Origin of the sequence: Duganella sp. CF458 (assembly GCF_900113115.1) — a bacterium.
GTDB lineage: Bacteria > Pseudomonadota > Gammaproteobacteria > Burkholderiales > Burkholderiaceae_D > Rugamonas.
In genome coordinates, this window is record NZ_FOOF01000003.1 from 50,940 (window position 1) to 73,353 (window position 22,414).

General features: G+C 65.9%; 20 protein-coding genes. 11 read left to right on the forward strand and 9 right to left on the reverse strand.

Features of this window, described 5'->3' with window-relative positions:
• Positions 1-32: 32 nt before the first annotated feature.
• Positions 33-560, reverse strand: a complete 528-nt coding sequence (locus tag BM269_RS05485; protein ID WP_090436280.1) for a GbsR/MarR family transcriptional regulator — start codon at positions 558-560, stop codon at positions 33-35.
• Between the two features lie 106 nt (positions 561-666).
• Here BM269_RS05485 and BM269_RS05490 point away from each other — a divergent pair, with 106 nt between their 5' ends.
• Positions 667-1,794, forward strand: a complete 1,128-nt coding sequence (locus BM269_RS05490) for an acetyltransferase domain-containing protein (RefSeq protein WP_090436024.1) — start codon at positions 667-669, stop codon at positions 1,792-1,794.
• Here the strand turns inward: BM269_RS05490 and BM269_RS05495 are convergent.
• Positions 1,769-3,256: a MutS-related protein gene (locus tag BM269_RS05495; RefSeq protein WP_170860291.1), complete on the reverse strand. Its 1,488-nt coding sequence runs from the start codon at positions 3,254-3,256 to the stop codon at positions 1,769-1,771. The two genes, BM269_RS05490 and BM269_RS05495, sit on opposite strands and share 26 nt — an antisense overlap.
• 217 nt (positions 3,257-3,473) lie before the next feature.
• Between BM269_RS05495 and BM269_RS05500 the strand changes: the two genes are divergently transcribed.
• The 9 genes from BM269_RS05500 (at position 3,474) to BM269_RS05540 (ending at position 13,090) form a co-directional block, all read left to right on the forward strand.
• Positions 3,474-4,739: an efflux RND transporter periplasmic adaptor subunit gene (locus tag BM269_RS05500; protein ID WP_090436026.1), complete on the forward strand. Its 1,266-nt coding sequence runs from the start codon at positions 3,474-3,476 to the stop codon at positions 4,737-4,739.
• An 18-nt stretch (positions 4,740-4,757) separates the two neighbouring features.
• On the forward strand, positions 4,758-5,462 hold the full coding sequence (locus BM269_RS05505; RefSeq protein WP_090436027.1) for an ABC transporter ATP-binding protein: 705 nt from the start codon (positions 4,758-4,760) through the stop codon (positions 5,460-5,462).
• Between the two features lies 1 nt (position 5,463).
• Positions 5,464-6,774 (forward strand): ABC transporter permease, encoded by a 1,311-nt coding sequence (locus BM269_RS05510; protein WP_090436028.1) that lies wholly within the window; start codon positions 5,464-5,466, stop codon positions 6,772-6,774.
• Positions 6,775-6,782: 8 nt separating this feature from the next.
• Entirely contained in the window at positions 6,783-8,018 is a 1,236-nt protein-coding gene (locus BM269_RS05515) for an ABC transporter permease (RefSeq protein WP_090436029.1), read from the forward strand.
• A 69-nt stretch (positions 8,019-8,087) separates the two neighbouring features.
• A complete protein-coding gene (locus BM269_RS05520; RefSeq protein WP_090436030.1) occupies positions 8,088-9,446 on the forward strand; it encodes a sigma-54-dependent transcriptional regulator in 1,359 nt (452 codons plus the stop codon).
• Between the two features lie 148 nt (positions 9,447-9,594).
• On the forward strand, positions 9,595-10,899 hold the full coding sequence (locus BM269_RS05525) for a sensor histidine kinase (protein WP_090436031.1): 1,305 nt from the start codon (positions 9,595-9,597) through the stop codon (positions 10,897-10,899).
• Positions 10,900-10,978: 79 nt separating this feature from the next.
• On the forward strand, positions 10,979-11,494 hold the full coding sequence (locus BM269_RS05530) for an FxDxF family PEP-CTERM protein (RefSeq protein ID WP_090436032.1): 516 nt from the start codon (positions 10,979-10,981) through the stop codon (positions 11,492-11,494).
• A gap of 25 nt (positions 11,495-11,519) precedes the next feature.
• Positions 11,520-12,275 carry a spermine/spermidine synthase domain-containing protein gene (locus BM269_RS05535; protein WP_090436033.1) on the forward strand — a complete coding sequence of 252 codons (756 nt, stop codon included), beginning with the start codon at positions 11,520-11,522 and terminating at the stop codon, positions 12,273-12,275.
• Between the two features lie 185 nt (positions 12,276-12,460).
• Entirely contained in the window at positions 12,461-13,090 is a 630-nt protein-coding gene (locus BM269_RS05540; protein ID WP_229204511.1) for a Crp/Fnr family transcriptional regulator, read from the forward strand.
• Between the two features lie 3 nt (positions 13,091-13,093).
• On the opposite strand, the gene BM269_RS05545 is transcribed toward BM269_RS05540, so the two are convergent.
• Together BM269_RS05545 and BM269_RS05550 are read right to left on the reverse strand one after the other, a co-directional pair.
• A complete protein-coding gene (locus tag BM269_RS05545; RefSeq protein ID WP_090436034.1) occupies positions 13,094-13,717 on the reverse strand; it encodes a Crp/Fnr family transcriptional regulator in 624 nt (207 codons plus the stop codon).
• A gap of 91 nt (positions 13,718-13,808) precedes the next feature.
• Positions 13,809-15,293 carry a MocR-like pyridoxine biosynthesis transcription factor PdxR gene (locus BM269_RS05550; protein ID WP_090436282.1) on the reverse strand — a complete coding sequence of 495 codons (1,485 nt, stop codon included), beginning with the start codon at positions 15,291-15,293 and terminating at the stop codon, positions 13,809-13,811.
• 70 nt (positions 15,294-15,363) lie between these two features.
• On the opposite strand from BM269_RS05550, the gene BM269_RS05555 reads away from it, so the two are divergent.
• A complete protein-coding gene (locus tag BM269_RS05555; protein WP_090436035.1) occupies positions 15,364-16,011 on the forward strand; it encodes a pyridoxamine 5'-phosphate oxidase family protein in 648 nt (215 codons plus the stop codon).
• Here the strand turns inward: BM269_RS05555 and BM269_RS05560 are convergent.
• Genes BM269_RS05560 through BM269_RS05580 form a run of 5 tightly spaced genes read right to left on the reverse strand, consistent with a single transcriptional unit; the run spans position 15,998 to position 22,412 of the window.
• On the reverse strand, positions 15,998-16,786 hold the full coding sequence (locus BM269_RS05560; protein ID WP_090436036.1) for a PPK2 family polyphosphate kinase: 789 nt from the start codon (positions 16,784-16,786) through the stop codon (positions 15,998-16,000). The two genes, BM269_RS05555 and BM269_RS05560, sit on opposite strands and share 14 nt — an antisense overlap.
• 26 nt (positions 16,787-16,812) lie before the next feature.
• Positions 16,813-18,483, reverse strand: a complete 1,671-nt coding sequence (locus BM269_RS05565) for a hypothetical protein (RefSeq protein WP_229204512.1) — start codon at positions 18,481-18,483, stop codon at positions 16,813-16,815.
• Between the two features lie 2 nt (positions 18,484-18,485).
• Entirely contained in the window at positions 18,486-20,555 is a 2,070-nt protein-coding gene (locus BM269_RS05570) for a DUF4175 family protein (protein ID WP_090436037.1), read from the reverse strand.
• Positions 20,539-21,525 carry a hypothetical protein gene (locus BM269_RS05575; RefSeq protein ID WP_090436038.1) on the reverse strand — a complete coding sequence of 329 codons (987 nt, stop codon included), beginning with the start codon at positions 21,523-21,525 and terminating at the stop codon, positions 20,539-20,541. The genes BM269_RS05570 and BM269_RS05575 overlap by 17 nt, the downstream gene beginning before the upstream one ends.
• Entirely contained in the window at positions 21,522-22,412 is an 891-nt protein-coding gene (locus tag BM269_RS05580) for a DUF58 domain-containing protein (protein WP_090436039.1), read from the reverse strand. Before BM269_RS05580 ends, BM269_RS05575 begins: the two co-directional genes overlap by 4 nt.
• Between the last annotated feature and the right edge of the window lie 2 nt (positions 22,413-22,414).

The window sequence follows — 22,414 nt, forward strand, 5'->3', positions numbered from 1 at the left end:
ACGGGCATTGCTGCCCGCCTGGTGTGACCCGGTCACTGCTTGCCGCGAATGGCCCGGCTGATTTTGGCGCTGACGCCCAAGGTCTTCATCAACGTTTCCGGTTTGTAGCGTAGAAGTTCATCCGACAGCGTGGCCATGATCTCGATGAACTTCAGCGTTTCTTCAATCCGTTCACGGGTGCCTTCGTCTTCGTCCGCCATTCCGGGATTTTCCAGGCATTCGGTCAGCGCGGCAGCGGTAGGGTCGATCTCGCGCTGGCGGCGGCCGGCCACGATCAGCTTGAACAACTCCCACACATCGGTCGAGGTTTCGAAATGGTCGCGGCGGTCCCCCTTCAGGTGCACCACCTTCACCAGGTTCCAGGACTGCAGCTCTTTCAGGCTGTTGCTGACATTGGAACGCGCCACACCCAGCGTTTGCTGGATTTCTTCGGCGTCCATCGGGCGCGCGGCCAGGTACAGCAGGGCGTGGATTTGCGCCACGGTGCGGTTGACGCCCCAGCGCGAGCCCATCTCGCCCCAGTGCAGTACAAATCGTTCGGCTATCGGTTTCAGTTCCATGCCAGCCATTCTATGCTTACACAAATTTCTGTCAAGACAGAAATAAAAAATTTGCCTCGATGGCCATTCGCGCCCACAATGCATAGCAAATAAATAAGGGGGACGAATGCAAAAAACTGCGCGCCTGACCAGCATCGACATGCTGCGCGGCCTGGTGATTGTGTTGATGGCGTTGGACCATACCCGCGACTTCTTCGGCGCCGCGCTGTTCGACCCGGAGGACCTGGCCAAGACCACGCCGCTGTGGTTTGCCACGCGCTGGATCACGCACCTGTGCGCATCCACCTTCGTGCTGCTGGCCGGCACGTCGGCCTTCCTGCGCGGGACCAGGAGCGGCATTCCCGCGCTGTCGCGCTACCTGCTGACGCGCGGCTTGCTGCTGCTGGTGCTTGAAGCGACCTGGATCAGTTTCAGCTGGCAGTTCGGCTATAACGTCACCATCCTGCAGGTGCTGTGGGCGCTGGGGATGGGGATGATCTTCCTGGCCGGGCTGGCGTGGCTGCCTTTGCCTGCCATCGCTGTGATTGCGGCGCTGCTGATCCTGCCGCACAACCTGCTCGATGCGATCCAGTCCAACCATCCCCTGTGGCTGGCCTGGCACCAGCGCGGCTTCTGGCCGGTGGCCGGCAATTACGGCGTGTATCTTGCCTATCCATTGATGCCATGGCTTGGCCTGATCGCGGCAGGCTACGCCCTGGGGCCCGTGTTCCAGTGGGAGGCGGCGCGCCGGCAGCGCTTCCTGGTGGTCGCCGGCGGCGTATTGCTGCTGGTTTTCGTCGTCCTGCGCAGCGGGAATTTCTATGGCGATCCCGATCCCTGGTCGCCACAAGGGCGCGGCTTGGTGTGGGACTTTATTTCCTTCATTCGCGTGCACAAGTATCCGCCGTCACTGCTTTACCTGTGCGTGACGGTCGGCATTGCACTGCCTGTGCTGGCATGGTTCGAGCGCCTGCGTCCGGTGCCGTTGCTGATGCTGTTCGGCGCTACGCCGATGTTCTTCTACGTGATCCACATCGCCATGATTCACTTCCTTTCCGGGCCCTACTTCCTGCTGCGCTATGGCGCAACGCCACAAGGCGGGCCGGCGGGCTTCACCCTGCCGAAAGGCTACGAGCCTTCATTGGCCGTGGTCTACGCCGCATGGCTGGCGGTGATTGCGATCATGTACGGCCTGACCAGGCTATGGCTGCGGCGCAAGACGCTGTGCGCTATGCCGGCAGCAGCCGGCCAGTGAGGCGTTTGTAGACGTCGCGGGCGCGTTGTTCGATGGACGCGTCGAAGCCGGATTGGGCCAGCAAGGTCAGGCCGTTGGTTTCGGCCAGCACGCCGGGGGTCAGCACCAGGCGGCCGGCGCGCTTTTGCACCAGCAGCGGCATGCAGCATTGCTCCAGCAACTGCGCTAGCACCACGTTGTGCGAGGACACCAGTACGGTGCCGCGACCGGCCAGTTGCTCCAGCACCGCGGCGGCAGCCGATACCGATTCCAGGTGGTTCGTGCCGCGGAAGATTTCGTCGATGATGAAGACAGCGCGTTGCGGCGCCTTGGACAGCGCCAGCAATTCATGCGCGCGGCGCAGTTCCGACTGGTAGAGGCTTTCGCCGCCATCCAGCGCATCGTCGTTCTGCATGCTGGCATACACCGGCAGGTTCGGCACGCGCGCCGCATCCGCGTAGCAGAATCCGAAAGCGCGCGCTGCCAGCAGGTTAAGGCCGACCGTGCGCAGCAAGGTACTCTTGCCGACGCCGTTCTGGCCGCTGATGAAGGCACTTTTGCCATCCAGCGTCAGGTCCAGCGACTGCGCACCGGGCAACAGCGGATGGTGCACCGCCTGCAGGTGAGCCTCCTGCTCCCACCCCTCCTCTGCCCAGCACCACTGCGTTTGCGCGGACAAATGGCGCGCCAGCGCGAGATCGGCATCCAGGCCGGCCACCAGTTCGTAACTCTCGCGCAGGAAGGCCGCGTGCTCGCGCACCAGGCGGCGCGTGGCGAAATAATGCTTCAGGTTGGCCAGCATGACCCAGTCGGCATAGTCGGCTACGCCTGGCGCGGTGGAGAAGGCATTGCGCGCGAGCTTGCCGCGCAGTTGCGCGGCCTGCACGGCGCCGGGAGCATCGGGCCGCTGGCTATGCGCGTAGAGCTGCAGTTGCAGCGCTTCCGCAACGGCCGACCATTGCTGGACACGTGAGTGGAAGGCGACCTGGATCGCCATCAGCACCAGCGACAGCGCGACGGCGGGAAGCAGCGCGCCCAACCAGAAGAAGCTGGCCGCGGCACAGGCCAGGAAGGCCACAGGCAGCAGCCAAAGCCAGCCCGACCAGCCTGGCGCGGGCGGCAATGGCGACCCGGCCCGCGACGCGGCAGGCGGCGCGTGGGCATCCTGCGCGGGCACGAACAGCGACTCGGTCACTTCCGCGCCGGCCTGGCGCAACGGCGCGAGCTGCGCGGCGAGACGGTCGCGCGCGGCGCTGTCCGCCAGCAGCGAGCGGACACTTTCGGACGCCATGGACGCGCTACCGCGCCGCAAGCGCCGGTACAGCATCTGGCGGCCGAACATGCTGGCGCCCTCCGCGACTGCCAGGAGATATGGCGCCAGCAGCAAATCCTGCCAGGTCTGTGCGTCCACCGCGCCGTTGCCGCAGGCACCGCCCAATTCGTCGTAGCGCGCCACGGCGCTGTCGGGGAACGGATACTCCACAGAACCACTCCTTGCCATAAAGTTAAGCCGATAAGTATAGCCGCTTATTAAAAAATCAAGTAGTCCGGCTGCTGGACGGCGCGGACAGCCGGACACGGTGGACGCTCGCGGACGGCGGCCACGGCCAAGCGGACATCATATAAATCAATCACTTAATAGCTGGCACACTTCATGCAATAGCAAGATTGACCAAACCACCAAACGCCAGGAAAAGAACATGATTCGCGACACCTCACACCAGGACCAAGTGATCGCCGCCCCCACCAGCCGCTTCCCGCGCCGCCAGGTGCTGCTGCTGGTGGCCGGGGTCGCGCTGGCCGCCGCCGGCTACGGCCTGCTGAAAAACTGGAGCGGCAGCGAGCAATCGGTCAGCGCCTCCCGCCTGCGCATCGGCGAAGTCACGCGCGGCACCCTGATCCGCGACGCCGCCGTCAACGGCCGCATCGTGGCCGCCGTCAGCCCGACGCTGTATTCGACCTCCACCTCCACGGTCGAACTGAAAGTGCATGCCGGCGACACCGTCAAGAAAGGCCAGGTGTTGGCCGTGCTGGAATCGCCCGACCTGACCGACGAACTGAAAAAGGAACAGGCCCTGTTCAGCGAGCTGCAGGCGGAAGTCTCGCGCCAGCAGATCCTGGCCCGCAAGCAGAAGCTGGCCGCGCAGCGCGAAGCCGACACCGCCGAAATCGAGCGCGTGTCCGCCATGCGCACCTTGCAACGCTACGAAAGCGTGTCGACCGATGGCATCATCGCCAAGATCGACATGCAGAAGGCCAAGGACGCCGTGGCCGCAGCCGACATCCGCGCCAGGCACACCAAGCAGGCGGCCGAACTGGAAAGCGACAACGTGTCGCTCGAACTGAAAACCAAGACCGCCCAGATGGAGCGCCAGAAGCTGTCGCTGGCCAACGCCCAGCGCCGCGTCGACGAACTGACCGTGCGCGCGCCGGTGGATGGCTTCATCGGCACGCTGTCGGTGGCCAACCGCAGCGTGGTGCAGGCCAACTCTCCGCTCATGACGCTGGTCGACCTGTCGCAGCTCGAAGTCGAACTGGAAGTGCCGGAATCCTACGTCAACGACCTTGGATTGGGCATGACCGCCGAGATCGAAGTGGCCGGCGTGAAGTCCAGGGGCAAGCTGTCGGCGCTGTCGCCGGAAGTGGTGAAGAGCCAGGTGCTGGCGCGCGTGCGCTTCGACAAGCAGCCGGAAGGCCTGCGCCAGAGCCAGCGTGTCTCGGCGCGCCTGCTGATCGACGAAAAGCCGAACGTGCTGATGGTGCAGCGCGGACCCTTCGTCGAATCTGAAGGCGGCCGCTATGTCTACCTGCTGCAGGACGGCATCGCCGTGCGCACCCCGGTGCAGCTTGGCGCCACCAGTGTGGCGGCCGTGGAAATCGTCAACGGATTGAAACCGGGCGACAAGATCGTGATCGCCGGTACCGAAACCTTCGAGAACGCCAAGCGCGTCTCGATCAATAAATAACCCCTACGGAGATTGAACATGCTACGCATGAATAACCTGAGCAAAGTCTATCGCACCCACATGATCGAAACCCACGCGCTGCGCGGCTTCGAGATCGACGTCAAACCGGGCGAGTTCGTCACCGTCACCGGTCCTTCCGGTTCGGGCAAAACCAGCTTCCTGAACATCGCCGGCCTGCTGGAAGACTTCACCAGCGGCGACTACGTGCTGGACGGCATCAACGTCAAGGGCATGGACGACAACGCCCGCTCGCGCCTGCGCAACGAGAAACTGGGCTTCATCTTCCAGGGCTTCAACCTGATTCCGGACCTGAGCCTGTTCGACAACGTCGACGTGCCGCTGCGCTACCGCGGCTTCAACGCCGCCGAACGCAAGGAGCGCATCGAAGACGCGCTGGCCAAGGTCGGCCTGGCGTCGCGCATGCGCCACTACCCGGCCGAGCTGTCGGGCGGCCAGCAGCAGCGCGTGGCCATCGCGCGCGCCCTGGCCGGTTCGCCCAAGCTGCTGCTGGCCGACGAACCGACCGGCAACCTGGACACCCAGATGGCGCGCGGCGTGATGGAACTGCTGGAGGAAATCAACGCCGAAGGCACCACCATCCTGATGGTGACCCACGATCCGGAACTGGCCCAGCGCACCCAGCGCAATGTCCACATCATCGACGGCCAGGTATCCGACCTGGTACGCAAGTCGCCGTCGCTGGTGGTTGCCAAGGAGGCCTGAGATGATCCAGTACTATTTCCTGCTGGGCGTGCGCAGCCTGCGCCGCAACCCGGTGCTGACCGCCCTGATGGTGCTGATCCTGGCCGTCGGCGTGGCCGCCAGCGTATCGACCCTGACCATCCTGCACGTGATGTCGGGCGACCCGATCCCGCACAAGAGCGAGCGCCTGATCGTGCCGCTGGTCGACAACGGGCCGCTCAAAGGCTACACCCCGGGCGAGCGCGAAGGCGACGAGATGTCCTACCGCGACGCCGTCAACCTGCTCGCTTCCGGCCAGGGCGACCGCCGCACCGCCGTGCGCGGCGTGGACGGCACCATCGAACCGGCGCGCAAGGACCTGCCCGTCTTCACCGCTGAAGGCCTGTCGCCGACGCGCGACTTCTTCGCCATGTTCGAAGTGCCCTTCGTGCAAGGCGGCCCGTGGAGCGAAGCGGACGACAAGTCCGGCGCCGACGTGATGGTCCTGAGCGGCAAGCTGGCCGAGCGCCTGTTCGGCAACGCCAACCCGGTTGGCCAGCGGGTGCGCTTCCGCGGTTTCGACTACGCGGTGGTCGGCGTGTACGGCAACTGGAAACCGGTACCGCGCTACCACCGCATCATCGGCGGCCCCGGCGCGTTCGGCGACGAGGACGAACTCTACATCCCGTTCCACAACGCGATCCGCCACGAAATGGGCCAGAACGGCAATATGAACTGCAGCAGCGACCGCGGCCCCGGCTACCAGGCCCTGCTCGATTCGGAATGCATCTGGATCCAGTTCTGGTTCGAGCTGCATTCGGCGTCCGACCGCCCGCAACTGCAGGCCTGGCTGGACGCCTACGCCGCCGAGCAACGCAAGCTGGGACGCCTCCAGCGTAACGCGCCTAACAAGCTGTTCAACGTGATGGAATGGCTGGAAGAGCAGAAAGTGGTGGGCAAGGACAGCCGCCTGTCGGCCATGCTGGCCTTCGGCTTCCTGCTGCTTTGCCTGGTCAACACCGTCGGCCTGCTGCTGGCCAAGTTCTCGGTGCGCGCACCGGAAGTCGGCGTGCGCCGCGCCCTGGGCGCCTCGCGCAAGGAAATCTTCACCCAGTTCCTGATCGAGAGCGCCGTGGTCGGCCTGGCCGGCGGCATCCTGGGCCTGCTGCTGGCACTGGGCGCGCTGGCCCTGATCGGCAGCATCTCCGAACAGATCGCCGTCACTACCCATATGGACTGGATGATGCTGCTGGTGACCTTCGTCATGTCGGTCAGCGCCGCCATGCTGGCCGGATTGCTGCCGACCTGGCGCGCCTGCCAGGTCACCCCGGCCCTGCAACTGAAATCGCAGTGAGGATAACCATGGAAATCAAACCAATCTTTTCCGCGCTGATGCGCTCCAAGACCGGCCCGATCCTGGTGGCCGTGCAAGTGGCGCTCAGCCTCGCCATCCTGGCCAACGCCCTGCACATCGTCAGCGTGCGCCAGGCCGTTGCCGCGCGCCCTACCGGCATCGCCAATGAGGAAGAAGTATTCAACCTGCGCGTGAAACCGCTCAATCCGGGCGGCCATGAACAGCAGCTGGCGAACCAGAAAGCGCAAGCGGCCGCCTTGCGCGCGATTCCCGGCATCGTTTCGGTGGCAGACACCAACCAGATCACGCTGTCCAGGTCCGGCAACTATAGCAGCGTGGCCGCCAGCCGCGAGCAGGAGCGCACCAACGCCAGCCCGTCGATGTACCTCACGCCGGACTCGCTGGTCAAGACCTGGGGCCTGAAGATCGTCGACGGCCGCGATTTCACGCCGCAGGACGCGCCGGAAATCGACCAGAACACCAGCAAGGCCTTTCCTACCGTGGCCCTGATCACCAAGGCCACCGGCCAGAAAGTATGGCCGGACGCGCCCAGCTTTGTCGGCAAGAAGATGTACTACGGCACCGGCGTCGAGGCGCGTGAAGTGACCGTGGTGGGCGTGATCGAGACGCTGCAAACCCCGAGCGCCGCCATGGGCCTGGATGGTGAAATGTCGACCATGGTGCCGGCCCGCATCACGGGCAGCTCGCGCTCCCTGTACACCCTGCGCGCCGAACCCGGCCAGCGCGACCGCGCCATCAAGGATGCCGAGGAAGCGATCCGCAAGCTGCACCACGGCCAGGTAGTGGTGCGCGGCACCACCCAGTCCGAAGAACGCGTCAAGCGCTACCGGGCCGACAACGCGCTGTGCTGGATGCTGATTGCCGTCAGCGTGCTGCTGATGATGGTGACTGCCAGCGGCATCGTCGGCATGGCCAGCCTGTGGGTCACCCAGCGCCGCAAGCAGATCGGCGTGCGGCGGGCACTGGGCGCGCGCAAGATCGACATCCTGCGCTACTTCGTGACCGAGAACCTGATGATCACCACCACCGGCATCGTCGGCGGCATGCTGGGAGCGCTGGCCCTGAACCAGCTGCTGGTATCGAAGCTGGAACTGGCGCGCTTGCCGGCCGAGTACATGCTGGTGGGCGCCGCCGCATCCTGGGCGCTGGGCATCGCCGCCGTGTACGGCCCCGCATGGCGCGCCGCCTCCATCTCGCCGGCGATGGCGACCCGCTCGGCCTGAATCGGTACACCCGGGTCCGACCCGGTCGGGTCGGACCCGGGTTTACCGGTTTTCATGTATCCTGCCAAAATGCCAACCGTACTGATCATCGACGACAACGCCGCAGTCGCAGTCGCCCTCGAAGTCCTGTTCTCCCTGCACGACATCGAAGCGCTGCACGCCGCCTCCCCGCAAGAAGGCCTCGCCCTGCTCGACCAGCGCAGCGCCAGCATCGACCTGGTGGTGCAGGACATGAACTTCAGCGCCGACACCACCTCCGGCGAAGAAGGCGTGGAACTGTTCCGCGCCATCCGCCGGCGCCACCCCGACCTGCCGGTGATCCTGCTGACCGCCTGGACCCACCTCGACGCTGCCGTCGACCTGATCAAGGCCGGCGCCGCCGACTACCTGTCCAAGCCCTGGGACGACAAGCGCCTGGTGGCCACCGTGCGCAACCTGCTGGAACTGGGCCAGGCCAACCGCGCCCTCAACCAACACCGCAGCGACGAACTGCGCCAGCGCCGCGCGCTGGAACGCTACAACCTGCGCAATATGGTGTGGCACGACCCCGCCACCGAACGCGTGATCGCGCTGGCCTGCCAGGTCGCCCGCGCCGACGTGCCGGTGCTGATCACCGGCCCCAACGGCACCGGCAAGGAACGCATCGCCGACATCATCCAGGCCAACTCCTCGGTGCGCGACGGACCCTTCGTGGTGCTGAATTGCGGCGCCCTGCCGGCCGAACTGATCGAAGCCGAATTGTTCGGCGCCGACGCCGGCGCCTACACCGGCGCCGCCAAAGCGCGCGAAGGCAAATTCGAAGCCGCCGACGGCGGCACCCTGTTCCTCGACGAAATCGGCAACCTGCCGCTGGCCGGCCAGATGAAGCTGCTGCGCGTGCTGGAAACCGGCCGCTTCGAGCGGCTCGGTTCCAACCGCGAACGCCAGGTGCAGGTGCGCGTGGTCAGCGCCACCAATGCCAACCTGCCCGCCATGATCCGCGCCGGCACCTTCCGCGAAGACCTGTACTACCGCCTCAACGTGATCGAGCTGCGCCTGCCGCCGCTGGCCGAACGCCCGGCCGACATCCTGCCGCTGGCGCGCCACTTCCTGGGCCAGGAGCGCCAGCTGCGCGCCGACGCCGAAGCCGCCCTGCTGGCCCACGGCTGGCCCGGCAACGTACGCGAGCTGAAGAACGTGATGGCGCGCGCCAGCCTGCTGGCGCACGGCGACACCATCACCGTGCCCGACCTCGGCCTGCCCGCCGCCAGCGCCATCAACGGCCACGCCAGCGCCGCTGCCGGCCCCGACCAGGAACCCGACCGCGACGCCATCGTCACCGCCCTGCAGCGCGCCAGCGGCGTGGTCGCCCAGGCCGCCGCCGAGCTCGGCCTGTCGCGCCAAGCCCTCTACCGCCGCATGGAACGCCTCGGCATCGCCCGCCCCTGATGCCGGCGCCGCGCGTCACAGCCCAGTCCGTGTCCCACCGTGGGGTCACACCCGTTTCGGGACACGGCCTCGTCCGCAATCCTGCTGGGCCCGTGTCCCATTTCGGGTGTGACCCCATGGTGGGACACGAACCCAACCATAGAAGACCATGCGACTCTCCCTTCTGACACTGTGGTCGGCCCTGGTGGGCACGCTGACGGCGACCGGCATCCTGATCGCGCTCGGGCTGGACCAGCTGTTGCCGCAGCATCCGACCATCGTGGTCGGCATTTCCCTGCTCTGCCTGGTGCCGCTGGCGGTGATCACCATCCGCGCCCAGTTGCAGCGCCAGCTTTCGCTGTACCGCGCGCTGACCGGCACCGTCACCAGCTACCGCGACGGCGACTTTTCCTTCAGCCTGCACTGGCCGCGCAACGATGAATTGAGCGACCTGGTGGCCGCCCACAATGAACTGGGCCAGGTGCTGCGCGAACAGCGCCTCGGCCTGGTGCAGCGCGAGCTGTTGCTCGACACCATGGTCCAGCACACCCCGGTCGCCATGCTGCTGGTGACCGACAACGACGCCATCGTCTTCGGCAACCTGGCCGCACGCCAGTTGGTCAACCAGGGCCGCAAGCTGGAGGGCCTGCACCTGCCCAGCTTGCTGGCCGGCGTGCAGCCCGCCCTGCGCGATGCCGTTGCCCGCGGCGGCGACGGGCTGTTCACCATCGGCGACAGCGAAGAGGAGGAAGTGTTCCACCTGGCGCGCCGCAGCTTCAGCCTGAATGGCCGCCCGCACGAACTGCTGCTGCTGCGCCAGTTGACGCAGGAGCTGCGCCGCCAGGAAGTGCAGACCTGGAAGAAAGTGATCCGGGTGATCAGCCATGAATTGAACAACTCCCTGGCGCCATTGACTTCGCTGGCCCATTCCGGCGCCGAACTGGTGCGCCGCGGCCAGACCGAACGCTTGCCGCAGATCCTGGCCACCATCGAGGAACGCACGCGCCACCTGGAAAGCTTCATCCTCGGCTACGCCCGCTTCGCCAAGCTGCCCTCGCCGCGGCTCGACCCGCAGAACTGGGGCGCCTTCCTGGCCGCCCTGTCGGACCAGGTGCAGTTCAAGCTGCAGGGCGAAGTGCCGGCCGAACCGCATGCCTTCGATGCCGCGCAGATGGAACAGGCCCTGCTCAACCTGCTGAAGAACGCCCACGAATCCGGCTCGCCGCCGGAGGAAGTCGGCCTGGAGCTGCGTCGCCAGCAAGGCATGCTGCGCATCGAGGTACAGGACCGCGGCCCCGGCATGAGCGAAGCGGTGCTGGCCAACGCCCTGGTGCCGTTCTACTCCACCAAGCGCAGCGGCACCGGCCTCGGCCTGGCGCTGGCGCGCGAAATCGCCGAAGCCCACGGCGGCCGCATCGCACTGGCCAACCGTGAAGGCGGTGGACTTGCGGTGGCCATCATCTTGCCTCTTTGATCCAGATCAAACAGTAGCTCAATTGTGCGGCATACCTTGGAATGTGCAGGCGTCTCGCCTGCGCTTTGAGGAGAACACCATGAAGACAGCCATGGGTTTGCTGCTTGCCATTGCCGCCACCGCAGTGCAGGCTGACAACTTAGTCGTCAATGTCAACCTCGGCGGCAGCGCCTCCGAACAATCCGCCGCTTTCGGCGTGACCCACCTGGAGAAAGGGGCCTTTTCCGACACCTTCAATTTCTCGCCCAGCGCCGGCACCTATGCCGTCGATGCCAGCCTGGTGACCCTGGGCTTCAGCCCGCGCACCGACGTTACCTTCACCGCTGCCTACGTCAATGGCCATGAGCTGACATTGAGCGGCCCGGGCCTGTTCGAATACGGTTTCCTGCTGCCGGCGGTGATCACGGGGCCGCTGGCATTGACGGTCTTCGGCTACGTGGATTTCGAAGACACCAGCCTGACGCCCGCCTCGGCCAGCTACGCCGGCACGCTGAACATCAGCGCGGTGCCGGAGCCGGGTGGCTATGCCCTGTTGTTGGCGGGACTAGGCGTGGTCGCTGCGGCGGGGCTCAAGCGCCGCCGCCAGGGGGCCTGAGTGGCGGGCTGGTAAACTGCCGCTCATGACTTCCCGCAGATTTGACCAGCCCGGCTTCCCTCCCGCCACCATCACCGAGTTTGAAGGTGTCCGTTCACTGCACCTGGGGACCTCCTGGGTGCAGGGCGCCATGCGCCTGTCCAAGCCCGACATGATCGAGCTTGAATACGTGCGCATGATGATGATCTGGACGCTGTTCCTTCCCTCGCCGCGCCACATCGTCCAGCTCGGCCTGGGCAGCGCGGCCCTGACCAAGTTCAGCTATCGCCAGTTCCCCAAGGCGCGCGTGACCGCCATCGAGCTCAATCCGAACGTGATTGCGATGTGCGAAGAGAAGTTCGCCCTGCCGCCGAACGACGAGCGGCTGCAAGTGCGCCAGATGAATGCAATGGATTTCGTGCGCGACCCGCGCAACCACGGCACGGTGGACGTGCTGCAGGTTGACCTGTACGACGAGGAAGCGCGCGGCCCGGTGCTCGACACGCCGGAGTTCTACCAGGCCTGCCACGACTGCCTGGGGCCGGACGGCATCATGACCACCAATGTGTTCGGCGACTTCGACAATTACGGCAAGAACCTGCAGCACATGGAACTGGTGTTTGACGCCGTGGTGTGGCTGCCCGAAGTGCACGACGCCAACATCGTGGTGATCGCCTTCAAGCACTCGCCGTCGATCGATTTCCCGGTCCTGTACGAGCGCGCCAGCCAAATCAGGAAATCGTTTAACCTGAACGCACGCCCATGGGTGGATGGCCTGCGCGACTGGATGGCCAACGCGTAGTATAGCTACATTCGCTCCCGCTTTTCGTTTAAATAGTTGAAGATTATCAAGTAGTTACTAAAAATTGCTGGCGGCGCGCAACAGTCGTTACGGCGGGATTGCCCGGCTTCTTGCAGTAGTTTATATTGCGGGGCCTGTCGTTTCAGGCAAGAAACAATATTGTCAGAAAGACCAAGAGTTACGCAATGTCCGACGCATTCCTAAAGCAGCGAGAAGAATTCAGCGACTACTCGATGAGCCGCATTGGCGTATCGCGTGACATGTTCGATGCATTCAACCGCATCCTGGCCCCGCATGTGGTCGAGGTACATTTCCGCAAGGGCGACTACCTGCAGCGCGCCGGCGTGCCGGCCAGCGTGGCGTACTGGCTGTACCGCGGCGTGGCGCGGCGCGGCATGATCACCAAGGACGGCAGCGACGTGACGATGGCGTTTTCGTCGGAAGGGGACTCCTGCGGTTCGCACCATGACCTGCTGGCGGCCCAGGATGGCCAGCCGGCGCAGGAATTCATCATTGCGGAAACGCCGGTGACGGCGATCCGCGTGGAGTGGGCCACCCTGGCCCGCCTGCGCGAGGAACATGGCCTCATGCGCGAGTACTACCTGAAGGTTTCCGAGCACTCGATCCGGCGCTATTCCCAAAGCTGCCTGGTGCGCAGCATGACGTCGGCCAACTGCCGGCTGGCGGCATTCCGCGAACAATACCCGGGACTGGAGCAGCGCATCTCGCAGAAATCGCTGGCCTCCTTCCTGGGCATTACGCCGCAATACATGTCCACGCTGCTGCGCCAGGAGCAGGAGCGTGCGGACGGCTAGGCCTTACGCCGCTTCCTGTTCGCGGCGCATGAGCTGCGACAGGTAGGCTGGGGTAATCTGCAGGTAGGACGCCAGCACCTTCTGCGAAATCCTGCGTTCCAGGTTCGGATACTCTTCCCTGAAATTGGCCAGGCGCTCTTCGGCGCTTGAGGCGGTGTGGGTGATGAAGCGGCGCGCCTGGCTGCACACCGCGTATTCCAGCATGCGCGTCACATAGGCGGTCAACGCCGGGTGCCGGCCGCGGGCCACGCTCATCTGCTCCCAGTCGAAACGGAAGCCCTGCACCGAGGTCTCCGCCACGATGAAGGAGCGCGCCGGCAGCTCGCCGCGGAACTCCAGCAAGTCTTCGTAGGCGTTGGCGATATGGCCCTCGGTCGCGAAGCGCATGGTGACTTCGTTGCCGCCCTGGCTGACGTAACCGACCCGGGCCACGCCACCGGTGAGCCAGAACACGTCGCGCGCGGACTGTCCCACATGTTGCAGCAGCTCGCCGCGGCGCACCGCGAACGGCACGGCCAAGGGTGCGATGCACTGGCTGGTTTCGTCAAAAAGTTGTTCGTCGACGGCGTAGCGCGCCATCATGTCGGCCTTGAAATTCTGCCGCAGCTTCAGGAAATGTTGATTCATTGCGCCCCAGTATTCATCTTTGTTTTTGACTACATCTGGTCAGGCCAGATTTACTTCATTCTAAAAACAAGCGGCGCAGGATTCCGATCAACTATTTGAACTTTCGGTAAAAATTTTCATAGGCTGTTAAATGAATGACACCGGCCAGGCGCTTCACCAGCCCATCCACCTGGCCAGGGGCCACCTGGCCGTAGCCAAGGGCCAGTCCTTGCCAGTTGCATTGCCCGGCGACGGCATGCACGCTGAGGGCGTTGGCGATCATGCCTTCCTGCTCGAGGGCGCGGCGGCTGATCGCCACGTCGGACAGGCGCGGGTCTTCCCAGCGCAGCGCGAGATGCATGCCGGCCGACGCGCCCTGCACGCTGGCGATGCTGCCAAGGTGCTGGTCCAGCGCCTGCACCAGGGCGTCGCGCCGTTCGCGATAGACGCGCCGCATGCGGCGCAGGTGCAGGGCAAACTGCCCGCTGCGCAGGAACTCGGCCAGCGCTAGCTGGTCGGCGGCGCGGCCGCGCGAGGCCGATTGCTGGCGCATGGTGGCCAGCGGCTGCACCAGCCATGGCGGCACCACCAGGTAGCCGATGCGCAGCCCGGGGAACATGGTCTTGCTGAACGTGCCGCAGTACAGCACGGGGGCGTCCGGCTGCAGGCCTTGCATCGATGCCAGCGGCGGGCCGTCGTGGCGGAATTCGCTGTCGTAGTCGTCTTCGATGATCAGGGCGCCGCAGGAGCGCGCGCCATCGATCAGGGCCATGCGGCGCGCCAGCGACAATACGGTGCCGGTCGGGTACTGGTGCGAGGGCGTGGTGTAGATCAGGCGCGGCGGGCGCTCCTTCCAGTCCTCGCTGCGCGGCGCAATGCCTTCATGGTCGACGTCGATCGGCTCCAGCTTCAGGCTGGCTGCGCGGAAGGCCGCCATGGCGCCGCCGTAGCCGGGATTTTCCATCCACAGCGTTTCGCCAGCGTCGGCGCAGGCGCGGCCGCACAGGTCAAGGCTACTCTGGCTGCCGTCGGTGATGAACACTTGCGCCGCTTCGCACACCACGCCGCGCGAGGCGCGCAGGTAGTCGGCGATGGCTTCGCGCAGCAGCGGTTCGCCGCAGGGGTCGCCGTAATTCAGTTTTTCGGTGGGCAGCGAACGCCAGGCCCGTTCCAGCAAGCGCCGCCACAGGCCGATCGGGAAGCTGGGCAGGTCGGGCACACCCGGCACGAACGGCGTGCCGCTGGCGGCCGAAGCGGTGCTGTGGCGCAGGTTCTGCGCGCGTTGCGACAAGCCTTTGTGCGGCACTACCACGCTGGGCTCGCGCTGCCGCGCGGGCGCCACGGCAGCGACGATGGTGCCGCCGCGGTCCGTCGTCACATAGCCTTCGCTGGTGAGCTGCTCATAGGCGTACAGCACGGTGTTGCGCGCCACGCCCAGTTCCGACGCCAGGGCACGCGTGGCGACCAGGCGGGTGCCCGGCGCCAGCGTGCCGTCGCGGATGGCGGCGCGCAGGCATTCATGCAGCAGGCGCTGGCGCGGCCAGCCATGATCGCCGTGGCCGGCGGTGAAGTTCGAGATCAGCAGCGAGTAGTCCAAACGTGGCTCCATGGTTTTGCATTCCCCTGGACCTGTTGCAGGGGCCAGCAGGACATTATAGTCCGATGCCATGAATACAACACCTCCCCCATCCGACCGCACCCGCGTGCGACGTGGCGCCGCCAACGCCGCCTATGAACCTGAACTGGTGCGTGCCATCGTCGATGCCGCCTACATCTGCCATATCGCCTTCAGCGACGGGCAAGGCGTGCACTGCATCCCGACCGCCTGCTGGCGCGAAGGCGACCACCTGTACATCCACGGCTCCAATGGCAGCCGCATGCTGAAGCAGCTGATGGCGCAGGATGCCTGCGTCACCATCACCCACCTGGACGGCCTGGTGCTGGCGCGTTCGGCCTTCAACCATACGATGAACTATCGCTCGGTGATGATCTACGGCCGCTTCGAGGCGGTCGACGAAGTCGAGCAACGCCGCACGCTGGACACTTTCATGGACCACCTTGCCCCGGGGCGCCGCTTTGAAGTCCGCGGCGGCAACGACAAGGAACATGCCGCCACCACGGTACTGAGGATGTCGCTGGCAGAGGCGGCTTGCAAAGTGCGTAGCGGCGGTCCCGAAGACGACGAGGAAGACATGGGCATTGCTGCCTGGGTGGGCGAGCTGCCGTTCGTGCAGCTGCGCACTGCGCCGGTGACCGATCCAGCCTGCCAGGTTGCGGCGCCGGCCTATGTGCGCGAGTGGGTTAGCGAACCTTGAGCATCAACAGGCGCTGGTCGGGCGGCGGCCAGTCGAGCCGCATGCCGCGCAAGGTTTCCAGCAACAGGCGGGCCACCACTTCGTTGCGATAACGTTTGGAATTCGCGGGGACCACGTACCACGGCGCATGCCTGGCGTCGGTCTCCGTGATCGCATCTTCATAGGCCTTCTGGTAGTTCTTCCAGAGCTCGCGCTGCTTCAGGTCTTCCGGATCGAACTTCCAGTGCTTGTGCGGGTCATCCACCCGCTCTTGCAGGCGCTCTTTCTGCTCGTCCTTCGAAATGTGCAGGAACAGCTTGACGATGGCGGTGCCGCTTTCAGCCAGCAGGCGTTCAAAGTCGCGGATCTGCGCATAACGGCGCCGGCACTCCTGCGCCGTTATCGTGCCGAGCACGCGCGTGACCAGCACATCCTCATAATGACTGCGGTTGAAGACCGCGATCTCTCCGGCTTTCGGCACTTCGCGGTGGATGCGCCAGAGGAAATCGTGCCCCGCTTCGATCTCGGTCGGCGCCCGGAAGCCGACGGCACGCAAGCCCATGGGATTGATCTTGCTGAACAGGTGACGCACGGTGCCGTCCTTGCCGGAGGTGTCCGTCCCCTGCAGCACAACCAGCAGCTTGCGTTGGCGTTCGGCGTACAGCATCTCCTGCAGGTCGGAGATGTCGTCCAGCATCTTGTCCAGCAATGCCTTATCGGGCTTGCTGTCCGACGCGGCATCCTTATCGCGTAGCCGCAGGCCTGGCTTGGCCCGGAATTCGTCGATCGCTTTCATGCAAGGACATTAGCACAGCTTCCAGCTCAACGGCGCTCACGCCACCACAGAAGCAATACGCTGACGGCGAACGCCATGCCCAGCAACCAGCGTGGCACGGCGGTCGCCCACAGTTGCGGCGCGCCTGCGCGCGGCATGGCACGGACCGCTGGATCCGGGGCAGCGGCGGCAACCGGCTGCGCGCTGCGGCTCGCAAAGCGTGCCGTCGCGTCGTGCCGCAGCGCCGACTGCCACGCCGGCCAGTCTCTCCCGCCATACACGTAGGCCGCGTGTTCCGCGTCGCCACTGCGCGCGTGCAACCAGCCGGCGCTTCTCGGCCAGAGCGCCACGCACGCGGCATCCGCACGTTCACTGCGCGCCTGCCAATGCAGCTCCTGCTGGTTCACGGTGACGGAGCCGCCAGTGCGCACGCCTTGCGCACAAAGCTCAGTGCGCAGACCGGGCAATGGCATCGGGTCGACATCGAGCCAGCTCACCGTCTGCTCGCTGCCCAGCGCGGCCAGGTCAACTACTTGTTGCCACCATTGGCCGAGGGCCGCCGGTTCGCTGATAGCGTGCCTGTGCCAGTCACGCACGCCCAGCCACAGGATGCGGCCTTTCTGCCAGTCGCGCTGCCACAGCCAGGCCTTGCCGTCCTTGTCGCGGGCGATGGCCTGCCATGCGCCGCCGGCCGTTGGCATTTGCGCACCCGGTGCAAACGCCAGGGTGGCCCCTGCCAGGGCCAGGTGGCGCATGTCTTCCTGCTCGGTGGTCGCCGATTGCGGCGCCAGCCTCAGCCCGAGCTCACGCTGCCACAAGCCAGCATCGTCCGCGTTGCCGCCCAGGACCAGCAGCGGCATGCCTTGCGCGGCCTGGGCCATCGCGCCGCGCAGGCCGCCGCGTTCCAGCCAGGCCGCGTCGGCCACCAGCATGTTGGGATGGGTCAGCGGCGCCCGCGCCTGCTCGCTGCGGGTCAACGACTTGCCGAGCGTGGTTTGCCAATCGACGATGGCGTTGGAGTCTGTCAACAACTGGTTCAGCACGCGCGTATCGAACGATGGCGCACCGAAGCGACCCTGCACCTGCAAAGGCAAGGCATCCAGCACGCGCAACGGCACCGGGCCCTGGGCAATGGCCTGGCCGTCCTTGTCGAGCAGGCGTGCCTGGAGAACCATCGCTTCCGCCATCGGCGGCTGCCACTGCACGGTCAAGGTTTCGGTGGCGGCCGTTGCGCGCGACTCGGACAGCAGCTGGCCGTTTTCAGCCAGCAGTTGCAGGCGCCAGCCGGCTTGTGCGGCATCGCGCCGCACAGTCAGGACGAAACTGCGGCCGAGCGGCAGCGAGCGCGGAAAGTCCAGCCATAGCAGGCCGTCCCGGGCTGCCGTCCACTGGATCGGGCGCACCGGGATGTCGCGCCATTGCGCCTCATGCAGGCCCTGGCCCTGCACTTCCATCGCGGCGCCTCTTGGCTCCAACGGCAATTGCGCCAGCGCGACAGCCAGGCGATCGTCGGGCGCGGTTGGCGAGGTCCCTGCCGTCGCCAGCACTAGCGGCTGCGCGCCGCCAACCGGCGCAGCCGGCGCGGCGAGCAGGGTTGCCAGCGATGCGCCGGCCGCCAGAACCAGTGCCGCATCGGCCCAGCGCTTCTTGCGCACGTAGAGCAAGGCGCTCACCGTCCCTGCCAGCATTGCACCACCGTACAGGAGATTGATGTCCACGTTCACGGCGTGCCCTTCCCTTGCAATGCCTGGCCAAATTTCGTCCGGGCTTGCGGGCGTGCCTGCAGCAGCACTGCCGGCTGCTGTACCGTCGCGCGCAGCCAGGCGCGCAACTGGGCGCGGCAAGGCAGGCAGCCATCGGACACATCCTGCACCGCAGCCTGCGCGGAGAGGCGTTGTTCTTCATCTTTCAGGCGCGCAACGGCATCCCGGGCCGCCTTGCTCCACAAGGCAGGCAGCGCGCCATCGCCGCCAAGGGCTTGCACCAGGTCGCGCACGTCGGCTGGCACGAATTCGTTGGCCGTGCCTTGTGCGCGGCGGTAGCTGGCGGCGCCATTCATTTCGCCGCTCATGCGCTTCTCTTCCTTGATCGCCGGAGGCACGAAAGCCGTGCGGTGCAGGTAGACGCGTTCCGCCTGCTGCAGTTCCTTGATCGCGCCAAGCGCCTTGTACTCGGGCGGCAGTGCCGGCTTCGGCGCGATGGCACGCAGCTGCTTCTCCGCGTCCCACATCGCCCGCAAGGCGCGGCGCAGGACTTCCTTGGTGGCGGGATCGAAGATGGTGGCGTTGCCTTCCTGGTCGTGGGCATGGCCGAATTGGGCTGCGATATTGCCGGTGCCGAAGCCGCCGGCACCTTGCGTGCCGCCGCCGCCATGCTCGTGGCCATCGCCGTCGCCATGCTCCTCTTCGCCGAACAGGGAGGACTCTTCGCCAAGAAACTGGCCGTAGCGCAGGCGCAGCTTGGCCTGGTCGCCGGCGATCTTCTCGCTGCGGGAGCGCAGTTCTGCGGCGCTTATGCGCGGCGAGTCGGCGACCAATTGTTCGGTATCGATGATGATCTGGCGCTGGCTGCGCAGGTTTTCCGGCTTCACCATCGAAGGCAACGCGGTCGATTCAAGGGCTTCGCCTTGCTGGCCAGGCAGGCGCAGTGTATAGGTTGGCGATTGGGCGCTATGGGGGACCGGCGCGTTGTCGCTGGCGCGCACGAAGAAGTACAGCTCGTCGCCGGGCTCCATGCCGAGTTCTTTCAGCATCCATTGCTTGTTCCAACTGCGCCTGCGCGGGTCGCTCGACGCCGGAAGCGGCGTTTCCTTGTCGGTGAAGCGGATATTCTCGCCGCTGCCGCGCGCCAGGGTCATATGCAAGCTGGCCTTGACGACTGCGTAGTCGTCGCTGACGTTGACGCTGATCTGCGCGCTCTGTGCGTCGGGCTTCATGACGGTGATCGATTCGTTCGGCGCGGCGATGGCGACCAATGGCGCCTGGTCGGGGGTTACGCGGATGGTGTAGCGCTGGCTGGCACTGCGGCGGCTGCGCCAGAAGATGGAGTCGCTGGCGGTCCATTCCACACACTTGCCGGCTTCGGCTTGCAGGGTTTGCCCGTCGCCAAGCTCGATGGAGGCGTCGGCGTCGACAGCGCACCAGCGCACTTTGCTGTGCTGGGGGAGCTGCAGGTCGCGCGGGGCGCCTTCGCTGGGTTTTACGCCGGTGTATGGCGGTGGCTCGGCGTACACCTTGATCCCGGCGGCAGCGATCGCTGCCTGGGCAGCGGATCCCGTGCCGACTGGCGCCGCATGCTGCGCGCTATGCGCCGCCGCATAGGCCCATGCGGCGGCGGCGGCGGCTACCGCCAGTGCAAGCGGGATCGCGTTGAAGCGGACCTTGTTGTTTGCGATACTACCCAGGCGCTCATCGTTGAGGGCCTGGTCCATACGGGCGAGGAGGCGCTCGCGCTGGAGCTTGCCAAGAGGCGTTGCCGGAGCGGTGGCCAGCATCGCGCTACTGTCTTCCAACTCCGGAACTGCATCGTTCAACCAGGATGGCAGGTGGGCGTCGATCCGTTTGCGCCAGAGTGCGAAATCGATCGCGGCCCAGAGCATGACAGCAGCCGCCAGTGCCAGGGGGACGGTAAGCGTGATTGGCCTCGCGTTACCGAAGGCGCCCGCTAGGATCGTCGCGGCCAGTGCGGCTGCGGGCAGCAATGGCAGCAGCCAGCTCGCGATGCGGCGGCGGATCAGGATTTGCAGCATGCGTTGGCGCACGCTGGCCAAGTGGTCAGCGGCGGCGCGCATGGGCGAGCATCCTTTCAATGGCGAACAGCGCCAGCATGGCCAGCGCCAGCCACTCCGGCGACCTGGCGAGCGCGGTCGGCAACGGCTTTTTGCGCTCGGCCTTCAGCGTCTGCGCGAACATTGGGTAGGGCGCAGGAGGCGCGCTCGCTGCCTGCCAGCGCTCGTAGAGGGCGCGTGCGGCGTCGACGTCTTGCAACGGCCACTGCGGGGCGGTCCAGCTGAGGCCTTGCGGGGTTTGCGTTTGCCCATTGGTGCTGGCGGTGCGCCACCATAGGGGCGCTTTCCAGGAGGCTGGCGGCTCGGTGTCGGAGCGGTCCCAGACGATCAGCTCAGTCACCGCAGTTGGCGTATCGGAAAGGACATAGCGGGCTTCGCCGTCGGCTGCGGTGCTGAAGGCTGCGAACAGCGCTTGCCAGCGGGCTTGGCGCTCCGCTGGTGCCGAGACCACGATGTGACGCTCGCGCGGCGGCGTGGCCGCGGCGCCGGGAGGGGGGAGACGCAGGTCGACTGCGTGGGCCAGGCGCGGGGGGAGCGCGGGCATGGCGGCGCGAGGAGCGAGGATCAGGAAGCGGGCCTGCGGACGCCATTCGTGCTCGTTGCGGGCCAGCCAGTTCCACAGATCGGCGGGCAGCGGCTCGCGGGCAGCGGCACCCATGCCCGCTGCCTGTATCTGCTGCGCAGCCCACGGCGAAGATTCAAGCGTTTGGTCGACGAATACCGTATCGCCTTTCCACGGCATGGCAAGCACCGCCAGCCACGCGATCAATGCGACCAACAGCACCAGCCGGACCAGCAGGAGCAGCACGTCGGACCAGCGCAGTACGCGCTGCTGCTGCGGCACGGCGGCAGGCAGGAAGCGGGCAGTTGCGAGCAGGTCGGTGCGCGTGCGTTCACGCTTGCGCATATGCCACCACAGCGGCAGCAATAGTACCGGCATGGCAAGCCACCACAAAGGCTGCATGCTGGTCATGGCCTGCGCGCCTCCGGATTCCTCAGCCAGGTGCGCAGGACTTCGCCCAGCGGCTGCTCGATCCGCGCCTCGCACAGCGGCACGTCATGCCGCCGGCATGCGGCGCGCACCGCAGAGAAGTGCGATTCGAGCGCCGTGCGGTAACCGTCGCGGTCGGCGCGGGTAAAGCTGTGCAGGCGCACGCCCTGTTCCGGATCACGATATGCGTGGCCGGTGGCGAAGTCCGCTTCAACTTCAGCTTCGGTACGCAAGGCCAGCAAGCGCACGTCGTGCCGCATATGGCGCAATCGCACCAGCGCTTCGCCCAACGGAGAAGGCCAGTCCAGCGTATCGGTGGCGGCGAATACCATGCTTGGCGAGCGTGCGAAATGCAGGCCGGCGCGCAAGATCCCGGCATCGGGTAGTTCGCCGGACGGTGTTGCGCGCTGCAAGGCTGCCAGCACGCGCTGCAGATGGCGTGGCCCGCGCGAAGCTTGCGTGAATTCGACCTTGCCGTTGGAGAGGACAAGCAGTCCGAAGGCATCACCCTGGCGCTGTGCTATCGCCGCCACGCAGGCCAGGGCCGTGCGTGCATACCAATGCTTGCTCAAGCCGTCCACTCGCCGGCTTGGCTCCGCCATCGACGCGGTGGCATCGAGCACCAGCCAGGTTGCGACGTGGCTATCGCGCTCCGCCTCGCGCACGTAATAGCGGTCGGCACGCGCCAGCAGCTTCCAGTCGACGCGCCGCCACTCGTCGCCGGGCGCATAGGCACGGTACTCCGAGAACTCCACGCCTGCACCGCGCTCGCGGCCGGCATGGATGCCATGGCCGAGACCCGCCAGCACATGGCGGATCACCAGCTCAAGGTCGGCGGAATGCGCCAGCAGCGCGGGGGTTTCCAGCATTG